This is a genomic window from Allochromatium tepidum (assembly GCF_018409545.1).
GTDB lineage: Bacteria > Pseudomonadota > Gammaproteobacteria > Chromatiales > Chromatiaceae > Thermochromatium > Thermochromatium tepidum_A.
On the sequence record NZ_AP024564.1, the window covers coordinates 44,973 to 64,438 of the forward strand.

The following is a 19,466-nucleotide window of genomic DNA, read 5'->3' on the forward strand; positions in this document are numbered from 1 at the left end:
TTGCTCGCCCACCAGGGCGCTATCAACGGAGAGCGAATCACTTAAAAACCACCATAAGCAACTTTGTTTAGGTTTTTAGGAACAGGTTTAGAAATGGCAACAACACACGTGAATCAGCGCGTTCAAAAGCACCGCGATGCACTGCGCAGGGCGGGGCTTCGTCCGGTTCAAATCTGGGTGCCTGACACGCGCCGCCCGGACTTCGCGGCGGAGTGCCGCCGTCAATGCCTGCTTGTGGCTCAGGCCGACAGTGCCGACACCGCCATGCAGCAGTTCATGGATGAAGCCTTGGCAGACGTGGACGGCTGGACGGAATGATGCGCGGCGACCTTGTGACCATCGCCATGCAAGTCTTGATGCGATTGCCCTGGGGCGCCCATGAGCCCGCAGCGCGTCTTCCAGGCAGTCCACGCAAAACCCCGCATCCAGGCACACCGCTGGATCCTTCCTATCCGCGCGAGAACGAATTGCTCCAGGCACGTATCGCCGCCGAGCATCTGCTGATCTCGCAGTTTGCGCCGGGCACCAAGACCCAGCGTTTTCACTTTCCCCAGCGCAACCGCACGATGGCCCTGATTTCGGATGCCACGATGATCGTCGAGGCCGGTGAGACCAGCGGCTCGCTGTCCCAGGGCTGGGAGGCGCTTCGTTTGGGGCGGCTGCTCTACATCACGCGCGCTCTGGCCGATGATCCGGCGCTCCGCCGGCCGTCGAAGATGCTCGATCATGGCGCTCAGATTCTGAGCGATGCGACGCTGCCCGATTTCCTGGAAGCCTTGCCGTCTCGGCTGACGCCGGTACTCGATGCCGCCGTTCCCTTCTGAACTCCCCTTCTGTTCGTTGCTCGCTACTTCGATCGCTTCATTTGTCACTGTGCTTTCTGTTTGATCCGCTACCGCCACCAAGGTCTGCTGCGTCGCGAGCCTTGAGGGAAGCGTGGGACAGGTGGTCCGTCGTGCTGGTCGGTGTCGGTGATCCGGCTTGTCTGCTTTTGCTCGTCTTATCGCCTCCGCCGATAGCGTGTGGAGATACAGGATGGGCGGGGGGGCGGGGCGGTTCATCCTCAGTCTGCTGGATATGTCTACAAAAATACCGTTCTCTCGGCCACGGCGTCAGCCGTGGGTTTCCTTTTCATAGATTTAAGGTTTTCTAAAGTTTGAGGCGCTGAAAGACTTTTTTGATCAAAAGCTTACGAGCGCAAATGACTACAGAAATACCGTTTCATGTCTACGAAAGTACCGTGATATGACTACAAAAGTACCGTGACACGTCTACAAAAATACCGTATATGTCTACAAAAAAAATGCGTGTAGACATGAAGCGATCCACCAAACCCAACCGAGTGGTACAGTCCAATGCGCTGACGACGGCCTCGTACAAACTCACGTTGGTCGAGAAGCAGATCCTGCTGTTAGCCGTCGCCAAAGTCCGAGACTGCGGTGAATCCCTCGATCCCTCCACTCCTGTTGTCGTGTCGGCGCTGGATTTGGTTGAGATCTTCGGCGCCGATCCGTCCAACGCCTACAAATATCTCAAGAGTGCCACGGAGCTTTTGTACGAGCGCTCGGTGACGATCGATCGTCCCGACCCGGACAACCCAAAACTTCGGTTCACACGCACGCGCTGGGTCGCCGCCCTGGATCATTTCCCGACCGAGGGACGTATCAGCCTGTTTTTCTCACCCAAGGTGCTGCCTTATCTGACGAACTTGGCCCGCGAGTTCACTGCCTTCCAACTCCAACACACGGCGGATATGACATCGGTCTATGCCATCCGGATCTACGAGCTTCTGTGTCAGTGGCGTAGCCGTGGAGAGCTGGAGGTGACGTTGGATTGGTTGCGAGAGAGATTCAACCTTCCGGAAAGCTATGATGATGTTCGCCGACTCAAAAGCCGCGTCATCGTCCCCGCCATTGAGCAGATCAATGCTCACAGCGACCTCTGGGTGAAATGGGAACAGCGTAAACGCGGGCGCGTGGTCGAGGCACTGATTTTCACCTTCGGCCCCAAGGCCGAGCAGAAGCCCGACACTGAAAGCCGGCCTGCCTCCCCGGCCAATTCAAAACCCGCCAAGCCCAAGCTCACGCGCGCCTACATCGAGCGGCACGCCCAGCCCGGAGAAAGCTGGGAAGAAGCCTGGGAGCGCTGTCGTCGCAAGCTGGAGCAGGAGAGTGTCGGCCCGTGAGCGATGACCGGGGCACCTATCTGGTACGGCTGATCCCCGAGCACTCGGGGCCGGTGCGCATCGGTCGGCTCGGCCTCCTGACGCTGGCCGGCGGGGAACTGCTCTATGTCGGCAGTGCGCTGGGTCCGGGCGGACTGGCGGCGCGCTGTCGTCATCACGGGCGAGTGGCCGCACGTCCGCATTGGCATCTGGATTATCTGCGCCCGCACTGTCGTGTTCCGGGTTGTTGGGTGGCACGCGGACTGGAGCGGCGCGAGCATGTCTGGGCACATGCACTCGGTACCCTGCAGGGCGCCTCCTGGCCGTTGGCGCGCTTCGGGTCGAGCGACTGCGACTGTCCGGCGCATCTGATCCGGCTGGAGCAGACACCGGAGACGGCGGCGCTCAGTGCGCTGTTGGGTGTGCCGCTGGTGTGGCGGGCGGCGCGGGATCAGTTCGAGGAGCAAAAAACAGTCTGAGGTATGACGGAGACATTGATGGAGAGTGCGCTGTGGTCGGCTGATACGATCAAGGTTGAGACCGAGGCCGAGCCTTCGCCCGGCTTCAAAGACGAGGGATCGCCCACGGATAAGCGCGCCTCATCCGCGCCTGTCATGGCCGACGAGTCTGTGCCGGCGGACGAACGCACCGAGCGGCCCGATACGCTCGCCCCGCCCGTCCTGCCCAGCGGCCCGCTCCAGCCGCCCCGCTCCGTGGCCCTCTACATCGACGGCGACAACCAATCCCCCGCCATCGCGCGCGACCTGCTGGCGAGTATTCGGCAGGATTTGGGGCTGGACGTCTCGCGCGTGGTGCTGGCCGGCAACGATCATGGTCATACCGTGCCACGCTGGCAGGCGGCGCTGGCCAAGGAGGGATTGGCCGAGGATCGGATTCTGGCGCTGCGCGTACCCCGAAAGCCCGAGGCGGCGGATCTGGCCGTGATCCTGGAGTTGGGTGCGGCCCTGGAGCGGCATCGTCAGGAACCGGATCTGGTGGTGGTCGTCTCGCGCGACGAGTGGCTGATCGGAGCGGCTGAGGCGGTGCGGGCGCGGGGCTGTCGGGTTTGGGTCGCCTATGCCGAGAACGAGGCGGTGCCGGCTCAGACTCAGTTACCGACGTTGCTGCTGCCGGCCGTCCAGCGCAACCAGGCCACGAGCAAGGCGGCAACAGTCGCCCCCGAGAAGCCGACTGAAAGCGTGAGGCCGACGGTCTCGGCTCCCACGTTCACACCCACGACAGCCGTCCCAACGGCCAAGCCCACGGCGGCAACTCCAGCCGTTCAGCCGACTTCATCGCACACGAAGTTGCTTGCTCAGATCCGCGCGCAGTGCAAGGTACAGCCGGGCGGCGGGTATCTGGCCAACGAGGTCGGGCAGGTGCTCTACAAGCTGGGACTGACCGATAAGGCGGCGCGAACCCGGTTCCTGAAGGCGGTTCCCGGCTTGAGGGAGGCGGGAGCGGGCAGCGCTAAGCGCCTGATATTCTGAGGCTATTCTGTGATAAGTCACAGTGACTTAAGTTAATCTGACTTGACTTAAGTTAAGTTGAAATGACTTAACTTAAGTCACTTTGACTTACTTTGACTCATGGGTTCGGATTGGCGTTTTGGTTTCAGCCGATTAGTGTTCAATCCTGGAACAGGCTGGAGGTGTCGGCGAGAGGCGTTTGGGGGACGCGAAGCCTATGCCGGATCGGACGGCGGGCGTCTGATCAATGCAGGCGAGATCGGGATGGGCCAACTGGGTGCAGTAACGCAGATCGCCATACAACTTGACGTGGATCATTTGCCACGGTCTTCATGGCGGTGATACTTTCAAACCATTGGGACGTCATGCACACAAGGGGCTTCATGCCCCATCCGAGCGCGACGGAAACGGCCACAAGCTTGCAGCCCCAGCGATGACCAACCGAAGCTGAGACGATTCGCTCCGCGCCGGTGGCTTGTCCGAAGCCAGGGAGGCATGGAGGCCACGGCGCACAGCGTTCATTGGATCGAAGCTTTGAGGAGACGGCGAGCATGGGTTGGAGAGAGCCGATCGAAGCCGCGCCGTTGCAGGCCATGACAGCGAATCTCGGGATGGCGGAGGACAGGTCGGAACACATCGACCCGGAGCCGTTGACCGAGGCACTGATGGGCGAGTCTGTCCCGCCACTGGCCCGCTTCCGCGTTCATTTCACGGCTCAGGAGCCGATCCGTCTGCCCGAATACAGCGGCTCGGCCTGGCGGGGACTGCTCGGCCACGGACTGCGCCGCACCGCCTGTGTCACCCGTCAGCCGACCTGCACCGGCTGTCTGCTCATTCAGAACTGCGTCTACTCGACCCTGTTCGAGACCCCGGACGCCCAGGGCACGCCGGGCGGGGCACCGCATCCCTTCATCCTCGCCATCAATCCGCAGGCTCCGCGCGCACTGGAACCAGAGACGGCCTTCAGCCTCGATCTCCAGTTGCTGGGCACGGCCATCCAGCAGATGCCCTATCTGATCCACGCCTTCGGACTGGCTGGCCGGCGCGGTTTCGGGCGCTCAGGCGGACGTTTCACCCTGAGGGCGGTTGAGCGCGAAGTCACGCTGGGGTCTGAGGACTGGCGGACGGTCTATGACGCCACGCTCGGCCGCTATGAGCCGCTGGAAACCGCCGCACCCGTGTTACCGCCGGCCCCGGCGCGTACGCATCTGCATCTGCTCACCCCCTGGCGGCTCAAGCGCGATGGTCGGCGGATCGGTGCACGCGAACTGACTGCACTCGACATCGCCCACGCCCTCTATCGCCGACTGCGCACCCTGGCCGCCGCGCATGGCGGTGATCCCGACACCTTCGATCATCGCCGGTTGCCGACCGATCCCGACGCCCTCCAGTTGGAGGTCGACTGGCTGCGCTGGCACGACTGGACGCGCTATTCCTTGCGTCAGGATGCGCTGATGCAGTTGGGTGGTCTGATCGGTGAAGTCAGCCTCACCGGCCCGGCGCTCGCCGAGCTGTGGCCGGCGCTCTGGTTCGGGCAGTGGACGCATTTAGGCAAGGGGACGGCGTTTGGGTTGGGTGGGTATCGGATCGCGCGGGACGAAAACACAACGCTTTGAGAGATGCCACGACACGGCAAGCTTGCGAAACCGCGATGTCCTGCGCATCCGACGGATACTGGCGTCCAGGGCAATCGCATCAAGAAACGCTTATATAGCTGATTGCTCAATGCCTTACACTTCTCGGCGCAAGTTGTTTATGCATTGTAAGACATTGATTTTTAAGGCCGTGCGATTGCCCTGTACTGGCGTCTACCCTACGATACTTTCAAGGTCGAATGGCGATGCTGAATACGGACGCTTCCTTCAACGCTGCCGCTCCAAGCCCCCGGAGCCTGTTGCTCTGGCCGTTCCTGACGACCCTGGGCCTGTTGCTGCTGGCCGAATCGGTGCGCGCCGCGCCATGCTGGGCAATGCCGCTGCCGGCATCAGCGGCGGGCGGCCACGGTCTCCACAATGATCCGCTGCTGGCCGTCAAGCTCGCTGAGAGCTGGATGGATGCCAACGCGATCACCGCCTGTCAGCGTCGTGCGGAGGACATCGTCTTGTTTTAACGTAACTACTCAGCCTACCAACGAAGAGTTTACTCACTTTAAAAACAACGTGTTACGTCTCAGCGATAAGCAAAGCAGCCGGATTTTTCCATGGATTACCATAAGACTGACCGCTCCAATTTACGCCAAAACACAACATCTAGTGCTTTCATGCAGTCAGCTGTCTGCATCTAGGGGCTGAGTAGTTACGTTTTAACCTTCCTTGTCGCCGGATCGTGCACATCGTCTCAATCAGGAGTCTTTTGAATCATGCCCGTCTATCTCTGCACCTGCGGCACCAGTGCCGCCAAGAAACTGCCGCGCGAACCGCGCTTCGATGCCGCCTGGGTCACTGAACACGGCGGGGTTGAAACAGCCTCCAAGGTGATCTACGACACTTTCCGCACCGCCCGCCTGGACGATGAAATCGCCCTCAAGCGCGACCTCTCCGCCGAGATCCATTCGCTGGCCCGCATGGGGGTGAACGACAAGGATACCGTGGTGCTGTTCAGTTCCGAGACCGCCGATGGACAGGCCTGTGCCTGGGCGGTCAAGCGCTATCTGGAGCAGGCCCGTCCGGGGATCCTCTGCCGGGTTGAGGTCGTGGCCGGTTTGCAGGTCACCGATGCCCACGTCTTCCGCACCGCCGGGGTGCTCAATTTCACCAAGGCGGTGCGGCGCGAGATCGATGCCAATGGGGCCGGACAGTGTGTGCTCAATCCCACGGGCGGCTTCAAGAGCCTGGTGCCCTACACGGTGCTGATCGGGATGCTGCGGGGGGTACCGGCCAAGTACATCTTCGAGCAATCCAGCGCCCTGATTCCGCTGCCGATGATGCCGGTGGAGTTCGCCCGCTCGCGGCTCGAACCGTTGCGCCCGCTGCTGGAGCGCATCCAGAACGAGACGGCGATCCCGCGCGCCGAACTGAACAAGGCGCTGCCGTCGTTCGCGGAGCGCGAGCTTCTGGAATCGCTGTTTGAGGATGTGGGACAGGGACAGGTGAGTCTGTCGCCGGTCGGCTTCCTGATCTGGGAGGAGCTGGAGCGGCCCACGGCCCTGGTGCCCTTCCTATCGCGCCGGGCGCTTGATGATCTGCTCAAGATGCGTGCCACCGAGGGCACGGCCCCGGATGATTACATCACGCGCGTGGCCCGCTCTCCCGAGCAGCTGGCGATCGGTAAACACGACTCATGGAGCAACGGCCTGTTCTGGCTCAAGCGTGGCGAGCATACCCGCGACCGCTATCTGGTCTCGGTCGAAGGCTGGCGGTTGCTGGTGTGGCGCATCGTCGATCATGACGAGTACGACGACCTGCTGACCCAGAACCGCAAGACCGATGCCGGGGCGCGCGTGGCGGCCGAGCGCCGCGAAAAGTATGCCCCCTTTGTCCGCCTGGAACTGTACGAAGACTGATCCGCCGCTGAGACCACTACACGGAGCTTTTGACATGCGTCGATCTACCCTGGAGCTTGATCCGAGCGTTGCCTTGAGCGCGTGGTCTGAAACCACGGCGGCTAACGCCGATCCCTGGACCCATTACGCCTGCAAGCTGGTCACGCCGCTGTATGGCGGCGGGGTTCGGGCGGCGGAAGTCGATACTTCGATGCCGATCCGCGCGGCGGGTATTCGCGGTCAGCTGCGCTTTTGGTGGCGGATCGTCGCCGGTCCCTTCGCTTCGCCGGAGGCGATGTTTCAGCGCGAGGCAGCCATCTGGGGCGGGATCGCCAGCAGCGGTCCCAGCGCGAGCCGGGTTGCAGCTCGGGTCAAAGCCAAGCCCGTTCAAGCGATGCACCTTAGCGCGAAAAGCCAAGTCGCTGGTTTGCCGGCTTACGGACTCATCCTCGATCCGGGCGCGGATCCGATACTCTTGAAGTCTGGCTATCCGTTTGAGCTATTCGTGCGTTGCGCCTCGGATCTGACGCCCCGGCAGCATGACGAAGTGCAGACCGCGCTGCGTTGGTGGGCGAGTTTTGGCGGTGTGGGCGCACGGACGCGGCGCGGATTCGGCGCGGTGCAGGTCGGCATGCTCCAGCCGGTGACCCCGGAGGAGGTTGCTGAATACGGTGGCCGCCTGTGTGTGGCAGCGAGCGGCTCGAATGAGATCGATGCTTGGGAAACATCCGTCAAAAAGCTGCAACGGTTTCGTCAAGGTCCGAATCTGGGTCGCAACCCCGGCCAAGGCAATCGGCCCGGACGCAGCCGCTGGCCGGAGCCCGACACCATCCGGCGTCAGACGCGGCGACATGCCAAAAACCATGATCCCGAGCATCCGGTGGATGGCGTTTATCCCCGCGCCTGGTTCGGATTGCCGATCATCTTTCACTTCAAGGATGCGGACGAACCGAGTGATTCGACCTTGATCCCTGATGGCGAGCGTGACCGCATGGCCAGTCCACTCATTCTGCGTCCCTACTGGAGCGGACAAAAATGGCATCCGTCGGCACTGCTCTTACCGGGTTGGGAACGACGCGCCACTGAGTTGCGTGTGGGCTTCGGCAACGGCCCCTTCCGCCGCGCCTGGCCTTCCGACTCCGCCGAACGCGCGCGGCTGGCGGCGCAGATCCAACCGATGGCCGGTCGTGGCGATGATCCGCTGACGGCGTTCATGGACTATTTCAAGCAGGACTGACCCATGCCCCAGTATCTCGTGACCCTATCGCTTGGCCCGGTGCAGAGCCTGATCGAAGCGGCGCGGCGCACGCGCGATCTCTGGTGCGGTTCCTGGCTGCTGTCGGAGTCGGCGCGCGCCGCAGCGCGGGTGCTGCATCAGGCCCAACCCGGCTGCCTCATTTTTCCCTGTCCCCAGAACCCCGATGTGGAACTCCAGCCGCAACAGGAGCCGGGCGACAGCGCCAACATCGCCAATATCCTGCGCGCCGAGGTGGACTTGCCGGATGCCGCCGCCGCCCGCGTCCTGTGCGAGCGGGCCAAACAGGCCGCCGCCCAGCGTCTGATCGACCTGGGCGAACAGGCGCGCGGCCAACTCAGGGTCAAACTGCGCGATGAGGTCTGGCAGGCACAGATCGGCGACCTGCTGGAGAGCTTCGCCGCCTGGGCCGAGATTCCCACTGGGCCGGACGGCTACCGGCAGGCCAGCGCCCGGCTCGGCGCGACGCTGGCCGCGCGCAAGGCGACCCGCGATTTCCGCCCCGCCGTGCCCCTGAAGACGCCGGGCCTGCCCAAGTCCTCGCTCGATGGCGCGCTGGAAACCGTGTTGCCAAAGCCCGAGGATTGGCCCGAACAGCATCGGGATCGTCGCAAGCTCGGTCTTTCGCGCGGCGAGCAGCTCGATGCCTTGGGCGTCATGAAGCGGATGGCCGGCCAGGTCGAGCAGTTCACCCCCTACTCGCGCGTGGCCGCCGATCCCTGGATCCGCACGCTCCCAACTGAACGGCAAGCGGCGCTGTGTGCGGCTTACGAACCGCTGGTCAAGTCGAAGCTGGCGACGCGAGTCAGCGGCAATCACGGTGACTACGATGCGCTTCCCTACGATGCCCAGATGCTCTACGACTTCCGTCTCGACAATGCGCTGGCGGCCAAGGGCGAAGACGCGGCCGAGCCGGAGGAGCGTGAAGCGCTCTTGAAGCTACAAAAGGTCATGAAGTCACTGCCGGCGGAGAGCGGTGCCCCGGTGCCCTATGCCGTGATCCTCAAGGCCGACGGCGACCGCATGGGCGCCCTTCTGCAACAGGCCAAGCAGGCGGCGGATTCACGCGCGATCTCCCAATCGCTGCATGGCTTTGCTTCCAGCGTTCGCGAACTGGTACGCCAACACCACGGTCATGCCATCTACTCCGGCGGCGACGACGTGCTCGCTCTGGTACCGCTGCCGGAAGCCTTGGCCTGTGCGCGGACACTGGCCGAGGCCTTCGCGAAGGCACTCCAGCCGGTGGCCAAGTCGCTCGGACTCAACGCCGCCGAGCATCCGACGCTTTCCGTCGGGCTGGCCATCGGCCATCTGATGGAACCGCTGGGTGCGTTGCGCAAGCGAGCCGGTCACGCCGAGCATCTGGCCAAGGGCGATACCGAGAAGAGGCCACGCAATGCCCTGGCCATCGTGCTGGGGATTCGCTCCGGCGGCGAACTGGAATGGCGGGCCAACTGGGACGACAGCAAGGCGCTCGCCGACCTGGAAGCCTTCACCACCGCCTATCGTGACGGCCGGCTGCCCAGCCGGGTGGCCTACGATCTGCGTGCCATCGACAGGCGTCTGGCCTGGATGCGTCAGGATGACAGCGAAATCGCACGTGGAATGCGCAAAGCCGAGGTCGCGCGCATGCTTGACCGGGCGCGGGAAGAAGGCGGCACCGATGAGCTTTCGCCGGCGCTGCGGGAATTAATTCTGACCCGTGCCGGTGGCCCGACATCGACCCCAAGCCCGTCTTTGGCCAAATTGGCCGATACATTGATTCTGGCGCGCTGGCTCTCCGCCCGCACTGTCGCCGATCTGGGAGTACGCGACCAATGAGCAAGAAGGGCAAGAAGCAACCCAAGATCAATTACAACAAGCAGCAGCGCCTGCAGGGCCAGTCGAGCACGGCACGGGCGATACCCGCCGCCCAGTCTGCCCGCGTTCAGCGCGAGGCGCCCAAGTCCGCTGCCTCCAGCCCGATCGTCAGTCTGGAGCCACTGGCCCCGCTGATCGTGCGTTCGGGGCGTCCGTTCGACGATCAGGCCGGCGCCGATGCGCCGCGTTTCCCGCCGCCCTCGACTCTGGCGGGCTGTCTGCGCACAGCGTGGGCGCGGGCCAAGGATCAGGCGTTTGGTCCCGATCTCGCTAAACTGGCCGTGGCCAGTCCGTTTCTGGCACAAGTCGACGACACGGGAAACATCGTGCGCTTGCTCGCGCCCAAACCGGCGGATGCCCAGTATTTCGGGCATGGCGCAGAGGCCAAGTGTCTGCGCTTGGAGCCGAGTCGCTTCGAGGATGGCTGTAACGCCGATCTCCCCGATGGACTGCGCCCGCTGCGTCTGTCCGAGACGATCCAGGGCAAGGCCAGCAAGGGGCCGGCCTGGTGGGACTGGAAGGATCTGATCGCCTTTCGCCGGGGGCAGCCGCTCAGCCACCCGCGGCTGACCGAACGCGGCTGGTTGCCGCCATCCGGGGATCGGCGCACCCATGTGGCCATCGACGCGGTGACGCAGGCGGCTGAATCCGGGCGGTTGTTCCAGACTGAAGGGCTGGATCTGGAGCCGGACAATCCATGGCTGGAGAAGTCCGAGGCCCCGTGTTTGCGCCTGCTCGCACGCTGTGCCGAGCCGCTGCCCGGTGGACTGGTCCATCTGGGCGGGGAACGGCGTCTGACCCGTCTGCACCCGGAACCGGAGACGGTCTGGCCGACTCCGCCGGCGACCTGGTTCCAGGATATCCAAAAGGCTGGCGGTTTGACTCTGACGCTGCTCACGCCCGGCGTGTTCCAGGCGGGCTATCGCCCCGGTTGGCTCAATGTTTGGGTTGATGACCGGCTCACCGGCGAGCCGCCGATTGCCCCCGGCGTGCGGCTACAGCTGATCGCCGCCGCCGTCGAGCGCTGGCAGCCGCATTCGGGCTGGGATCTGGCCGCACAACAGCCGCGTCCGACCCGCAAACTGGTCGGCGCCGGCGCGACCTACTGGTTCCGCCTGCTCGAACCGACCGCGCCCGAGGCGCTGGCCGCGCTGTGGCTTGCCAGTCTGTGCGACCTGGAACAGGACCGGCGCGACGGCTATGGCTTGGCCCTGCCGGCGCCCTGGAAACCCACCGACTGACGCCGACCTTTCCGAATCGCTTCAAAGGATGACATCATGCACGCACGACTCTTTCATCTGCATACCCTCTCCGCGCTCCATTGCGGTACCGGCCGGTCGGTCGGCGTGGTCGATCTGCCGATCGCCCGCGCCCGCGCCACCCAACTGCCGATCGTGCCCGGCTCCTCGCTGCGCGGCGTTCTGCGTCAGGAGATCGGTGCGCGGGATGCCGACCTCGAACGCACGCTGTTCGGTCCCCGCACAATCAAGGACAACGCCAACAGCTTCGCCGGGGCGCTGGCCGTCGGCGATGCCCATCTGCTGGCCATGCCGGTGCGGGCGCTGGCCGGTATCCTGTGCTATGTAACCGCGCCCTTCATTCTGCGCCGCTATGCGCGCGATCTGGCAGATGTGGGGCTGACAACTCTGGAGATCCCCAGTCCGGCCAATCGTGAGCACGCTCTGGTGCCGACCGATTCGGTCAACCTGCTCGACAACAACACCCTGGTGCTCGAAGACCTTGATCTGGGAGCGCAACGTAACGCTCTGACGCTGGAATGGGCCAGGATCATCGCCGCGCGGGTCCACCCGCACGAAACCAGCGGCCAGACCGATTTCATTCAGCGCTTCGCCATCCTGCCCGATGACATTCTCGGCTATCTGAGCGAGACGGCGACCGAACTGCGCACCCGCATCAGCATCGACCAGGACACGGGCACGGTGAAGAAGGGCGCGCTCTGGTTCGAGGAGCATCTGCCTGCCGAGTCGGTGCTGTGGGGGCTGTATGCGCTGAGCGATTCCAATGAGCCGGGCAAGCCGAAGCGCGCCGATGCACTCGCCCAGGCGCTCCCGGCCAGCCCCACGCTGCTGCAACTCGGCGGACAGGCGGGCGTCGGACGCGGTCTGGTGCGGCTGCTGACGCAGGAGGTGGCGGCATGAAGATGCGTGCCCACCATGTGGCGAAGGCGGCCTATGCGTGTGTCGAGGCCCGCCAGAACGAACCCAACAAGAAGAAGTACGGGGCCATCGCCCACAAGCTGCCGGGGATGATCCTGCAGAACGGTCTGGCTCAGGCCACGGGCTTTCTGCTGGCCAAGGGGGCCGGCGCCTCTGAGCATTTGATGCTGCTCGATGATCTGAAGGAGGTGCTGCGTGCCGGCGGAACGGTCACGGTCACGAGCGGCGAAGCCCTGCATCGGGAGATCATCGCCGCGGATCTGGCCAAGACCCTGAAATACACCCGCGCCGCCCTGGAAGCCTCCGGCTGGATCAAGCGTTATGTGCAGGGCGTGCTGCGGGTCACGGCGACCGGCGACGACAGTGGAGAACAGGAGGGCTGAAGATGGCAACTCAACTCATGCGCGAAGCGCTGCGTCGGCTGTATCCCGTCGCCAATGACGCGCATCCCGGACTGCTGATGCAGCGGGGACTCATGGAGCACAACGAAGAGAACAAGGAAGCAAAGACAGCGCATATCCGTAAGATTTGCGGGATCACATCGACGCCCTTCTACCACAATGCCTACCAGCGCTGGCGGACCGCCACCGCCGATCCGCTGCGCTTTCGTCAGCTTGAACTGGCGCTGGAATCGCGCCTGTTCATCGGTCTGACCGGCGGCGGAATGCTGGAAACGGGGTGCGCGATCAGCCACAGCTACGGGATGCCCTATATTCCCGGTTCCAGCGTCAAGGGTGTGGTGCGAGCGCAAGTATGCGGTAGCCCGTTTGCCGGTCAGCATCCGGAAGTAATCGCTGAACTCTTCGGTGCCGAGGCTGATCCGACACCGGAGGCGCCCTATCCGCAAGGGCTGTCGGGACTGGTGACTTTCCACGATGCCTGGTGGGTGCCCGGTTCCGCCGAGCACCCGCTGGTCGAGGAGATCGTCACCACGCATCATCTGGAGTATTACGGCACCGAGGGCCGCACCCCGGCCACCGATTTCGACAGTCCGGTACCCAATGCTCAGATCGCCGTTCAGGGGAACTTCCTGTTCGTACTGGAAGGACCGCTTGCATGGCTGGAATTGGCCCAACGGATGCTGATCGCCGCGCTCTCCAAACGTGGGATCGGGGCCAAGACCCGTACCGGCTACGGACTGTTCGATCCCGCGCCGCAGAAACCCGCCGGGCCAGTCTGCGCCTGGGTGGATGAAACCATTGCCCGTCTGGCCCAGCAGAACAATAATGCCAAACCCGATGACGTCCTGCGCAGCAAAGGACTGGCGGGCGAATGGGCGGCGCTGACCGATCCGGCACTGAAGGCCGAGGCGCTGGAGGATATTCGGTCGCGCTGGCAGGCTAAAGGATGGTGGGATGAGCCGCCCGGCAAATCGGCCAAGCAGGCACGCGCCATCTATGACGGCTGATCACCGGTCGGAGCGGGCGCGGCGCGGATCTTGCGTTGCTGCGCCCGCTGCTCCGGGTTTCCAGCCTGAGCGATGCCATCGAGTCGGGCGCGGCCTACATCGCCGACATGGCGCAACGCTTCGGCGACCATAGCCCGATCATCAGCCTCGGCCGGTTACCGGATGGCGGCACGGCCCTGGTACGCAGCAGCCAGCCGCTCCAGGACGCGCCCTGCCCGTTGCATCCGCTGACGCAGCCGATTCCCGCCTGGCTGATAAATCGCCGCAAGCTTGCGGTTCCAACCAAACACGCGGACTGAGGCTATCGTGGCGCTCCATCACCACCGGCCACATGGAGCACCACGATGTCGACCCAACCCCAACACCGCCTGACCGCCGCCCTGCGTGCCCCGCAACATGGCTCCCCGCTGTGGGCGCACGTCGGCGCACGCACCACCGTCCCGACCCTGCACGCGGCACTCACCGCCGGTACCACGCCCCGGCGCCCGGAACTGGCCTGCTCGACCTCCATCATCACCATCGTGTACTAACCGGGAGCTTCAGCCATGCGTACCCTGGCTCTGTGCGTCGGCCCCGGCCGGCTGCACCTGATTCCCGCCACGCAGGCGGACCTGATCGTCGCGGGCGCGGACGCCGAACCGCCGCTGCGCCACGAAACCCCCGAGCGCCTGACCCTGAGCGCCCCGTCGCAGACCCGGTTCGGCTTCAGCGTGCCGCCGGCCGTCGACTGGACGCTGCACGTCCCGCCCGACTTCGATCACCTGCTCGTGCAGTCGGCGGGCACGACGGTGATCTCCGAGGGGTTGGCCTGGATCGACGTGCGCCTGGAGGGCGCCACCTCGCGCTTTGAGTGCCGCGCGCCCCATCTCGGCACGCTGTCGCTGGTCGGCACCGGGCAACAGGCCGACGTCCAGGTCGGACGCCTCCAGTGCCTGAGCCTCGATGGTCTCAATAACCGCGCCACGCTCGTCCATGCCGAAGCCTTCGCGCTGGAGCGCCACGGCCACGGACTGGGCTGTCAGGTTACGGCACCCAGCGCCCAACCCGGCACGGCGCATCGTCTGAACTGCCGGCTCAACGGTCTGCGTCAGGTGGTGGAGATCCGGCATGCGGCCTGATTCCGGCAACGCCCTGGTCTTCAAGCCGACCCGCGCCTGTCCGGCGCGCTGCGACTTCTGCTGCGATCCCCGCGAGGCGTCGCGTGAGCGCCTGCGCCGCACCGAGATGCTGGCCCTGCTGGAGCGTCTCACCGAAGCGGTGCCGGGGCTGATCCGCACGGTCGGTTTCACGGGCGGCGAGCCGTTTCTGGTGTTCGCCGATGTGCAGGCAGTCCTGGAACGGGCCGCCGAATCGGGACTCGGCGGGGCGGTGGTGTCCTCCTCGCATTGGGCCAAGAGTGCCGCTGAAGCCCGCCAGCGCCTGTCGGCGCTGGCTCAGGCGGGGCTGCAACGCTACTCGACCTCGTGCGATCCCGAGCATCTGCGGTTTGTGCCCCTGGAGCGCATCCGCCACGCCGTCACCGCTGCCCTGGATCTGGGCCTGGCCGTGACGGTGACGGGCACCTTTGCCGATCCCGGCGCCTCCGTCGCGTCCCTGCTCGGCGAGGATCTGGCTGCACAGGTGGCGTGCGAGGACAAGCTGATCGCGCCTTTTGGGCGTGCTACCGGACAGGCGGCCACCGCCCGGCGCTATGGATTGCCGACCGATCCGGCCGCCTGGGGCTGTTACCGGCGTCTGGGACACGACATCCTCGTCCAGCCCAACGGCGACGTGCTGCCCTGCTGCGCCACCAACAACACCATCAATCCGCTGGTGTTCGGTAACATCCGGGCCGGCGATGACCCGACCGAGATCGTCCAGGCCATCACGCGCTCCTTTCTGCTGCGGGTGCTCAAGTTCGAGAGCTTCGCCACCCTGCGCGCGCTGGTGACGGCGCACGCGCCCAACCTGGACTGGCCCGATCCGGCGCATGCCTCCGGTCCCTGTGGCTATTGCGCCGAGGTGTTCGGCGATGTCGAGCGCGCGACCGTCATCCTGGAGGCGCTGGCCCAGGCTCAACCGGCGTACCGGCAACAACTGGCTCGCCAAGCGGGGCTGTCCGAAGCGACCCTGAGCGCGCCGGCCGAGCTGTGAAGATCGGCTACAAGCTTGTGACCGACACGCGATCCGTTCAGCCGCGTTAGCGTATCAGCCGTCACACAACAACCGACGCGCCTCGCCGCACTGGCGGCGGCGGGGATGGCGAGCCTCTTTGATTGATCGACACCGGATGGAGCGCTCCATATGGGCCAAGCACTGAACCAACACACCCTCATGCAGGCCCTGGACTGGACCTATGACAAGGCCGTCAACGGTGTGGCCGGCTTGGACTCAGCCAGCGATCCGGCACGCGACTACATGCAGCAGACCGGATCACGGCGTGACCAGGCCCAGAGTTTGATTCGCTGGCAGAGCACCAAGGCCACGACCTCTGGGTTCCTGACCGGTCTGGGCGGCATCGTGACGCTGCCGGTGACACTCCCGATCAATGTCGCCAGTGTCATCTACATCCAGATGCGCCTGGTGGCCGCTGTGGCGGTGATGGGCGGCTACGACGTTCGCGACGACCGCGTGAAGGTGCTGGTCTATGCCTGTCTGACCGGCAACGCCGCCAAGGACATCATCAAGGATGTCGGCATCGTCATCGGGCGCAAGCTCACTGAGCGGGCGATCCGAGGCATCTGCGCCAAAACGCTCACGGCCATCAATCAGAAAGTCGGGTTCCGGCTGTTGACTAAGTTCGGCCAGAAGGGCGTCATCAACCTGGGCAAACTGGTTCCGGTGGCCGGTGGGGTCATCGGCGGGAGTCTCGATGCCGTCGCCACCCGTACCATTGGTCACATCGCCCGCGAGACCTTTATCCAGTGCGCCGTAAAACCCCGCCCTTTAGGGCGGGGATATAAGGCGCTCGCCCGAAGGGCGAAAGGGGTGTTTTTACAAGCTATAGTTAGTGTATAATATGCGCCATGATCGTTCAACGCGCCTACCGCTATCGTTTCTATCCGACGGAGGAGCAGGCCGAGCAGTTGGCCCGCTCGTTTGGCTGCGCGCGTTGGATCTATAACTGGGGTCTTCAGCAGCGCACCGACGCCTTCTATCAGCACGGCCGGCGCCTCTACTACAAAGACCTCGCCGGGCAACTGAAAGTCCTGAAGCAAGCCCCGGACACCGCCTGGCTCGCCGAGGTCTCCAGCGTCATCCTACAACAGGCGCTGCGGCATCTGGACGCGGCCTTCGCGCGGTTCTTCAAAAAACAGGCCGGATATCCGGCCTATAAGTCGCGCCGGGGCGATCAGTCCTGCTCCTACATGCGCAATGGCTTTACGTTCCGCGACGGGCGGCTGACCTTGGCTAAACAGCGCGAACCGCTCGACATCCGCTGGTCGCGGCCGTTACCGAAAGACGCGGCGCCGTCCTCTGTGACCGTCACCCGCACCACGGGCGGAAAATACTACGTCTCGTTCTTGATCGAGGCGAACGTCCAGCCGTTGCCGGCGACGACCCAGGAAACGGGTATTGACCTCAACGTCAAGGAACTGGTGCTGAGTACCGGCCGGCGCTTTCAGCCACCCAAGGCGCTCAAGCGGCTCGAACAGCGCAAGCGGCGCTATCAACGCGCCTGCCGGCGTAAGGTCGCGGCGGCCAAGACGGCCCTGGGCCTAGATCCCCAGGCGCCGCTGCCCAAAGGCACGCGCCTGCCGATCTCCAACAACCTGCACAACGCCCACAAAAAAGTGGGGCGCATCATGGAGCGCCAGGCCAATGTGCGCCGCGACTGGCAGCACAAAACCACTACCACCATCGTGCGCGAGAACCAAGTGATCGCGATGGAAGACCTCTACGTCCGGGGCCTGACCGCCGGCGCCAAGGGAACAGCCGAGCAGCCGGGGAAACGGGTTCGCCGGAAAGCGGGCCTCAACCGGGCGATCCTGGACGTGGGGTTCGGTGAAATCCGCCGTCAGATCGACTACAAGGCCCAATGGTACGGGCGCACCATGGTACTGATCGACCGCTGGTATCCGTCGAGTCAGCGCTGTTGCCGCTGCGGACACCTGCATCGGGCGCTGCGCCTGAGCGACCGCCACTGGACCTGTTCGGCGTGCGGCACGCGCCATGACCGCGATCTGAATGCGGCGCGCAACATCCTGGCGGCAGGCCAGGCCATCCTCCAGGGCGCGGACGCCCTGCGGGTGCATGAGTGAGTTGGGACTACCGGAGGACGTCCGGGACGTAAAGCCTGTGGAGCGGGCGCTGACGGCGGAACGGCGGTGGTTGAGCCGATCTACGCGTCATCCCGCATTGAAGCAGGAAAGGCGGTTCGCGAGGACCGCCCGGCCGGGGAGCCGTACCCTGGGAATCCCCGTCCTTTAGGGCGGGGAGGATGTCAATGTTGCGGCGGACTGAGCACGCCGACTCACAGCCTGCAACCCCCGGAAATCCAAGGACACTAAAATCATGTCTGAACACACCGCCCCCCGCCGCATCCTGCTCGCCGTCACCGGCCTGACCCCGCAGATCGTCACCGAGACGCTCTATGCGCTGGCCTGCCAGCAGGAGCCACCCTGGATTCCGCACGAAATTCATCTGATCACCACCGCCACCGGGGCCGGCAACGCCCGGCTCAACCTGCTCGCGGGCGAGGGCTGGTTTCATCGGCTGTGCGAGGACTATGGGCTACCACCGATCACCTTCACCCCCGAGCAGATCCATGTCCTCCAGGACGCCGACGGCCAGCCGCTCGACGACATCCGCACCCAGGCCGATAACACCCTGGCGGCGGATTTCATCACCGAGACCCTGCGTCAGTTGACCGAAGACCCCGACAGCGAGATCCATGTCTCGATTGCCGGGGGCCGCAAGACCATGGGTTATTACCTTGGCTATGCGCTCTCGCTCTACGGGCGGCCCCAGGATCGGCTGTCGCATGTGCTGGTCTCCGACCCCTACGAGACCAACCGCGACTTCTACTATCCGACGCCCTACGAGCATCCGATCCACAGCCGGCGAGGTGACAAGGAGGTCACGGTCGATGCCCGCCACGCGCATGTGGATCTGGCCGATATCCCCTTCGTGCGCCTGCGCGATGGTCTGCCCGAGCGGCTGCGCACCGGACAGGCGGGGTTCACCATGGCTGTGGCCACGGCCAACCGTGGCCTTCAGGAACCCCGTCTGGTGCTGGATGTGGCGCAACAGCGCGTCTGGGCCGATGACGAGGAGATCGTGTTGAGCAAGACCCCGTTTGCCATCCTGTTGTGGCTGGCGGAACGGGCCAGGCGTGGAGAGTCCACGACCGACTGGTCGCAGCCGGAGGTGGCCCGCGAGTTTTTGTCCGACGTCGCCACCCGGATCTTCAACCCCAACGGCGGGGAGTATCAGCGCATCGATGAGTCGCTCGGCTGGCGAATCGCCAAGGCCTGTGAACCCAACGAATACTTCCAGCCCCACAAGGCCAATATCAACAAAGCCCTGACGCACACTTTGGGCAAACGCTCGGCTGAACGCTATCTGATCGGGATCGGGCGCGGCAAGGACAACGCCATTCCCCTGACCCCGGAACAGATCGAGATCCAGGGCTGCTGAGGCGCGTCCAGGCGGCGCAGATCAGCGCCAAGC

Annotated in this window: 21 protein-coding genes; all 21 read left to right on the top strand. The window is 64.4% G+C overall.

Translation table 11 applies throughout. From position 1 onward, the window contains the following. Positions 1-93 precede the first annotated feature (93 nt). The 21 genes from Atep_RS15685 to csm6 all read left to right on the top strand — a co-directional run bounded on the left by Atep_RS15685 (position 94) and on the right by csm6 (position 19,433). A complete protein-coding gene (locus tag Atep_RS15685; protein WP_213382241.1) occupies positions 94-318 on the top strand; it encodes an antitoxin MazE family protein in 225 nt (74 codons plus the stop codon). Continuing rightward, positions 318-824 (top strand): DNA-processing protein DprA, encoded by a 507-nt coding sequence (locus Atep_RS15690; RefSeq protein WP_236786871.1) that lies wholly within the window; start codon positions 318-320, stop codon positions 822-824. Before Atep_RS15685 ends, Atep_RS15690 begins: the two co-directional genes overlap by 1 nt. 491 nt (positions 825-1,315) lie before the next feature. Beyond that, on the top strand, positions 1,316-2,185 hold the full coding sequence (locus tag Atep_RS15695) for a replication initiation protein (protein ID WP_213382248.1): 870 nt from the start codon (positions 1,316-1,318) through the stop codon (positions 2,183-2,185). Further along, positions 2,182-2,643: a GIY-YIG nuclease family protein gene (locus Atep_RS15700; protein ID WP_213382250.1), complete on the top strand. Its 462-nt coding sequence runs from the start codon at positions 2,182-2,184 to the stop codon at positions 2,641-2,643. Before Atep_RS15695 ends, Atep_RS15700 begins: the two co-directional genes overlap by 4 nt. Before the next feature lie 18 nt (positions 2,644-2,661). Continuing rightward, the gene (locus tag Atep_RS15705) at positions 2,662-3,654 is read left to right on the top strand and encodes an NYN domain-containing protein (RefSeq protein ID WP_213382253.1); all 993 of its coding nucleotides are present in this window, start codon (positions 2,662-2,664) and stop codon (positions 3,652-3,654) included. A 530-nt stretch (positions 3,655-4,184) separates the two neighbouring features. Continuing rightward, a complete protein-coding gene (gene cas6 / locus Atep_RS15710; RefSeq protein WP_213382256.1) occupies positions 4,185-5,249 on the top strand; it encodes a CRISPR system precrRNA processing endoribonuclease RAMP protein Cas6 in 1,065 nt (354 codons plus the stop codon). 224 nt (positions 5,250-5,473) lie between these two features. Beyond that, entirely contained in the window at positions 5,474-5,743 is a 270-nt protein-coding gene (locus Atep_RS15715; RefSeq protein WP_213382259.1) for a hypothetical protein, read from the top strand. 249 nt (positions 5,744-5,992) lie between these two features. Further along, positions 5,993-7,135 (top strand): putative CRISPR-associated protein, encoded by a 1,143-nt coding sequence (locus Atep_RS15720; protein ID WP_213382262.1) that lies wholly within the window; start codon positions 5,993-5,995, stop codon positions 7,133-7,135. Positions 7,136-7,169: 34 nt separating this feature from the next. Continuing rightward, positions 7,170-8,351 carry a type III-B CRISPR module RAMP protein Cmr1 gene (gene cmr1, locus Atep_RS15725; protein WP_213382266.1) on the top strand — a complete coding sequence of 394 codons (1,182 nt, stop codon included), beginning with the start codon at positions 7,170-7,172 and terminating at the stop codon, positions 8,349-8,351. Between the two features lie 3 nt (positions 8,352-8,354). Continuing rightward, the gene (gene cas10, locus Atep_RS15730; RefSeq protein WP_213382269.1) at positions 8,355-10,190 is read left to right on the top strand and encodes a type III-B CRISPR-associated protein Cas10/Cmr2; all 1,836 of its coding nucleotides are present in this window, start codon (positions 8,355-8,357) and stop codon (positions 10,188-10,190) included. Continuing rightward, positions 10,187-11,470 (top strand): type III-B CRISPR module-associated Cmr3 family protein, encoded by a 1,284-nt coding sequence (locus Atep_RS15735; protein ID WP_213382272.1) that lies wholly within the window; start codon positions 10,187-10,189, stop codon positions 11,468-11,470. Before cas10 ends, Atep_RS15735 begins: the two co-directional genes overlap by 4 nt. 36 nt (positions 11,471-11,506) lie before the next feature. Then, on the top strand, positions 11,507-12,388 hold the full coding sequence (cmr4, locus tag Atep_RS15740) for a type III-B CRISPR module RAMP protein Cmr4 (protein WP_213382281.1): 882 nt from the start codon (positions 11,507-11,509) through the stop codon (positions 12,386-12,388). After that, the gene (gene cmr5, locus Atep_RS15745; RefSeq protein WP_213382294.1) at positions 12,385-12,789 is read left to right on the top strand and encodes a type III-B CRISPR module-associated protein Cmr5; all 405 of its coding nucleotides are present in this window, start codon (positions 12,385-12,387) and stop codon (positions 12,787-12,789) included. The genes cmr4 and cmr5 overlap by 4 nt, the downstream gene beginning before the upstream one ends. 17 nt (positions 12,790-12,806) lie before the next feature. Next, the gene (locus Atep_RS15750) at positions 12,807-13,814 is read left to right on the top strand and encodes an RAMP superfamily CRISPR-associated protein (RefSeq protein ID WP_236786874.1); all 1,008 of its coding nucleotides are present in this window, start codon (positions 12,807-12,809) and stop codon (positions 13,812-13,814) included. 35 nt (positions 13,815-13,849) lie between these two features. Continuing rightward, positions 13,850-14,113, top strand: coding sequence for a hypothetical protein (locus Atep_RS15755; RefSeq protein WP_213382299.1), 264 nt, complete (start codon positions 13,850-13,852; stop codon positions 14,111-14,113). 45 nt (positions 14,114-14,158) lie between these two features. After that, positions 14,159-14,344, top strand: coding sequence for a hypothetical protein (locus Atep_RS15760; protein WP_213382301.1), 186 nt, complete (start codon positions 14,159-14,161; stop codon positions 14,342-14,344). A 15-nt stretch (positions 14,345-14,359) separates the two neighbouring features. Then, a complete protein-coding gene (locus Atep_RS15765) occupies positions 14,360-14,932 on the top strand; it encodes a hypothetical protein (RefSeq protein WP_213382310.1) in 573 nt (190 codons plus the stop codon). Beyond that, positions 14,922-15,947 (top strand): radical SAM/SPASM domain-containing protein, encoded by a 1,026-nt coding sequence (locus Atep_RS15770; protein WP_213382320.1) that lies wholly within the window; start codon positions 14,922-14,924, stop codon positions 15,945-15,947. The genes Atep_RS15765 and Atep_RS15770 overlap by 11 nt, the downstream gene beginning before the upstream one ends. A gap of 150 nt (positions 15,948-16,097) precedes the next feature. Continuing rightward, on the top strand, positions 16,098-16,811 hold the full coding sequence (locus Atep_RS15775; protein WP_213382324.1) for an EcsC family protein: 714 nt from the start codon (positions 16,098-16,100) through the stop codon (positions 16,809-16,811). Positions 16,812-16,819: 8 nt separating this feature from the next. Continuing rightward, on the top strand, positions 16,820-18,055 hold the full coding sequence (locus Atep_RS15780; protein WP_213382327.1) for an RNA-guided endonuclease InsQ/TnpB family protein: 1,236 nt from the start codon (positions 16,820-16,822) through the stop codon (positions 18,053-18,055). 253 nt (positions 18,056-18,308) lie between these two features. Then, positions 18,309-19,433 carry a CRISPR-associated ring nuclease Csm6 gene (csm6, locus tag Atep_RS15785; protein WP_236786877.1) on the top strand — a complete coding sequence of 375 codons (1,125 nt, stop codon included), beginning with the start codon at positions 18,309-18,311 and terminating at the stop codon, positions 19,431-19,433. The last annotated feature ends 33 nt before the right edge of the window (positions 19,434-19,466 follow it).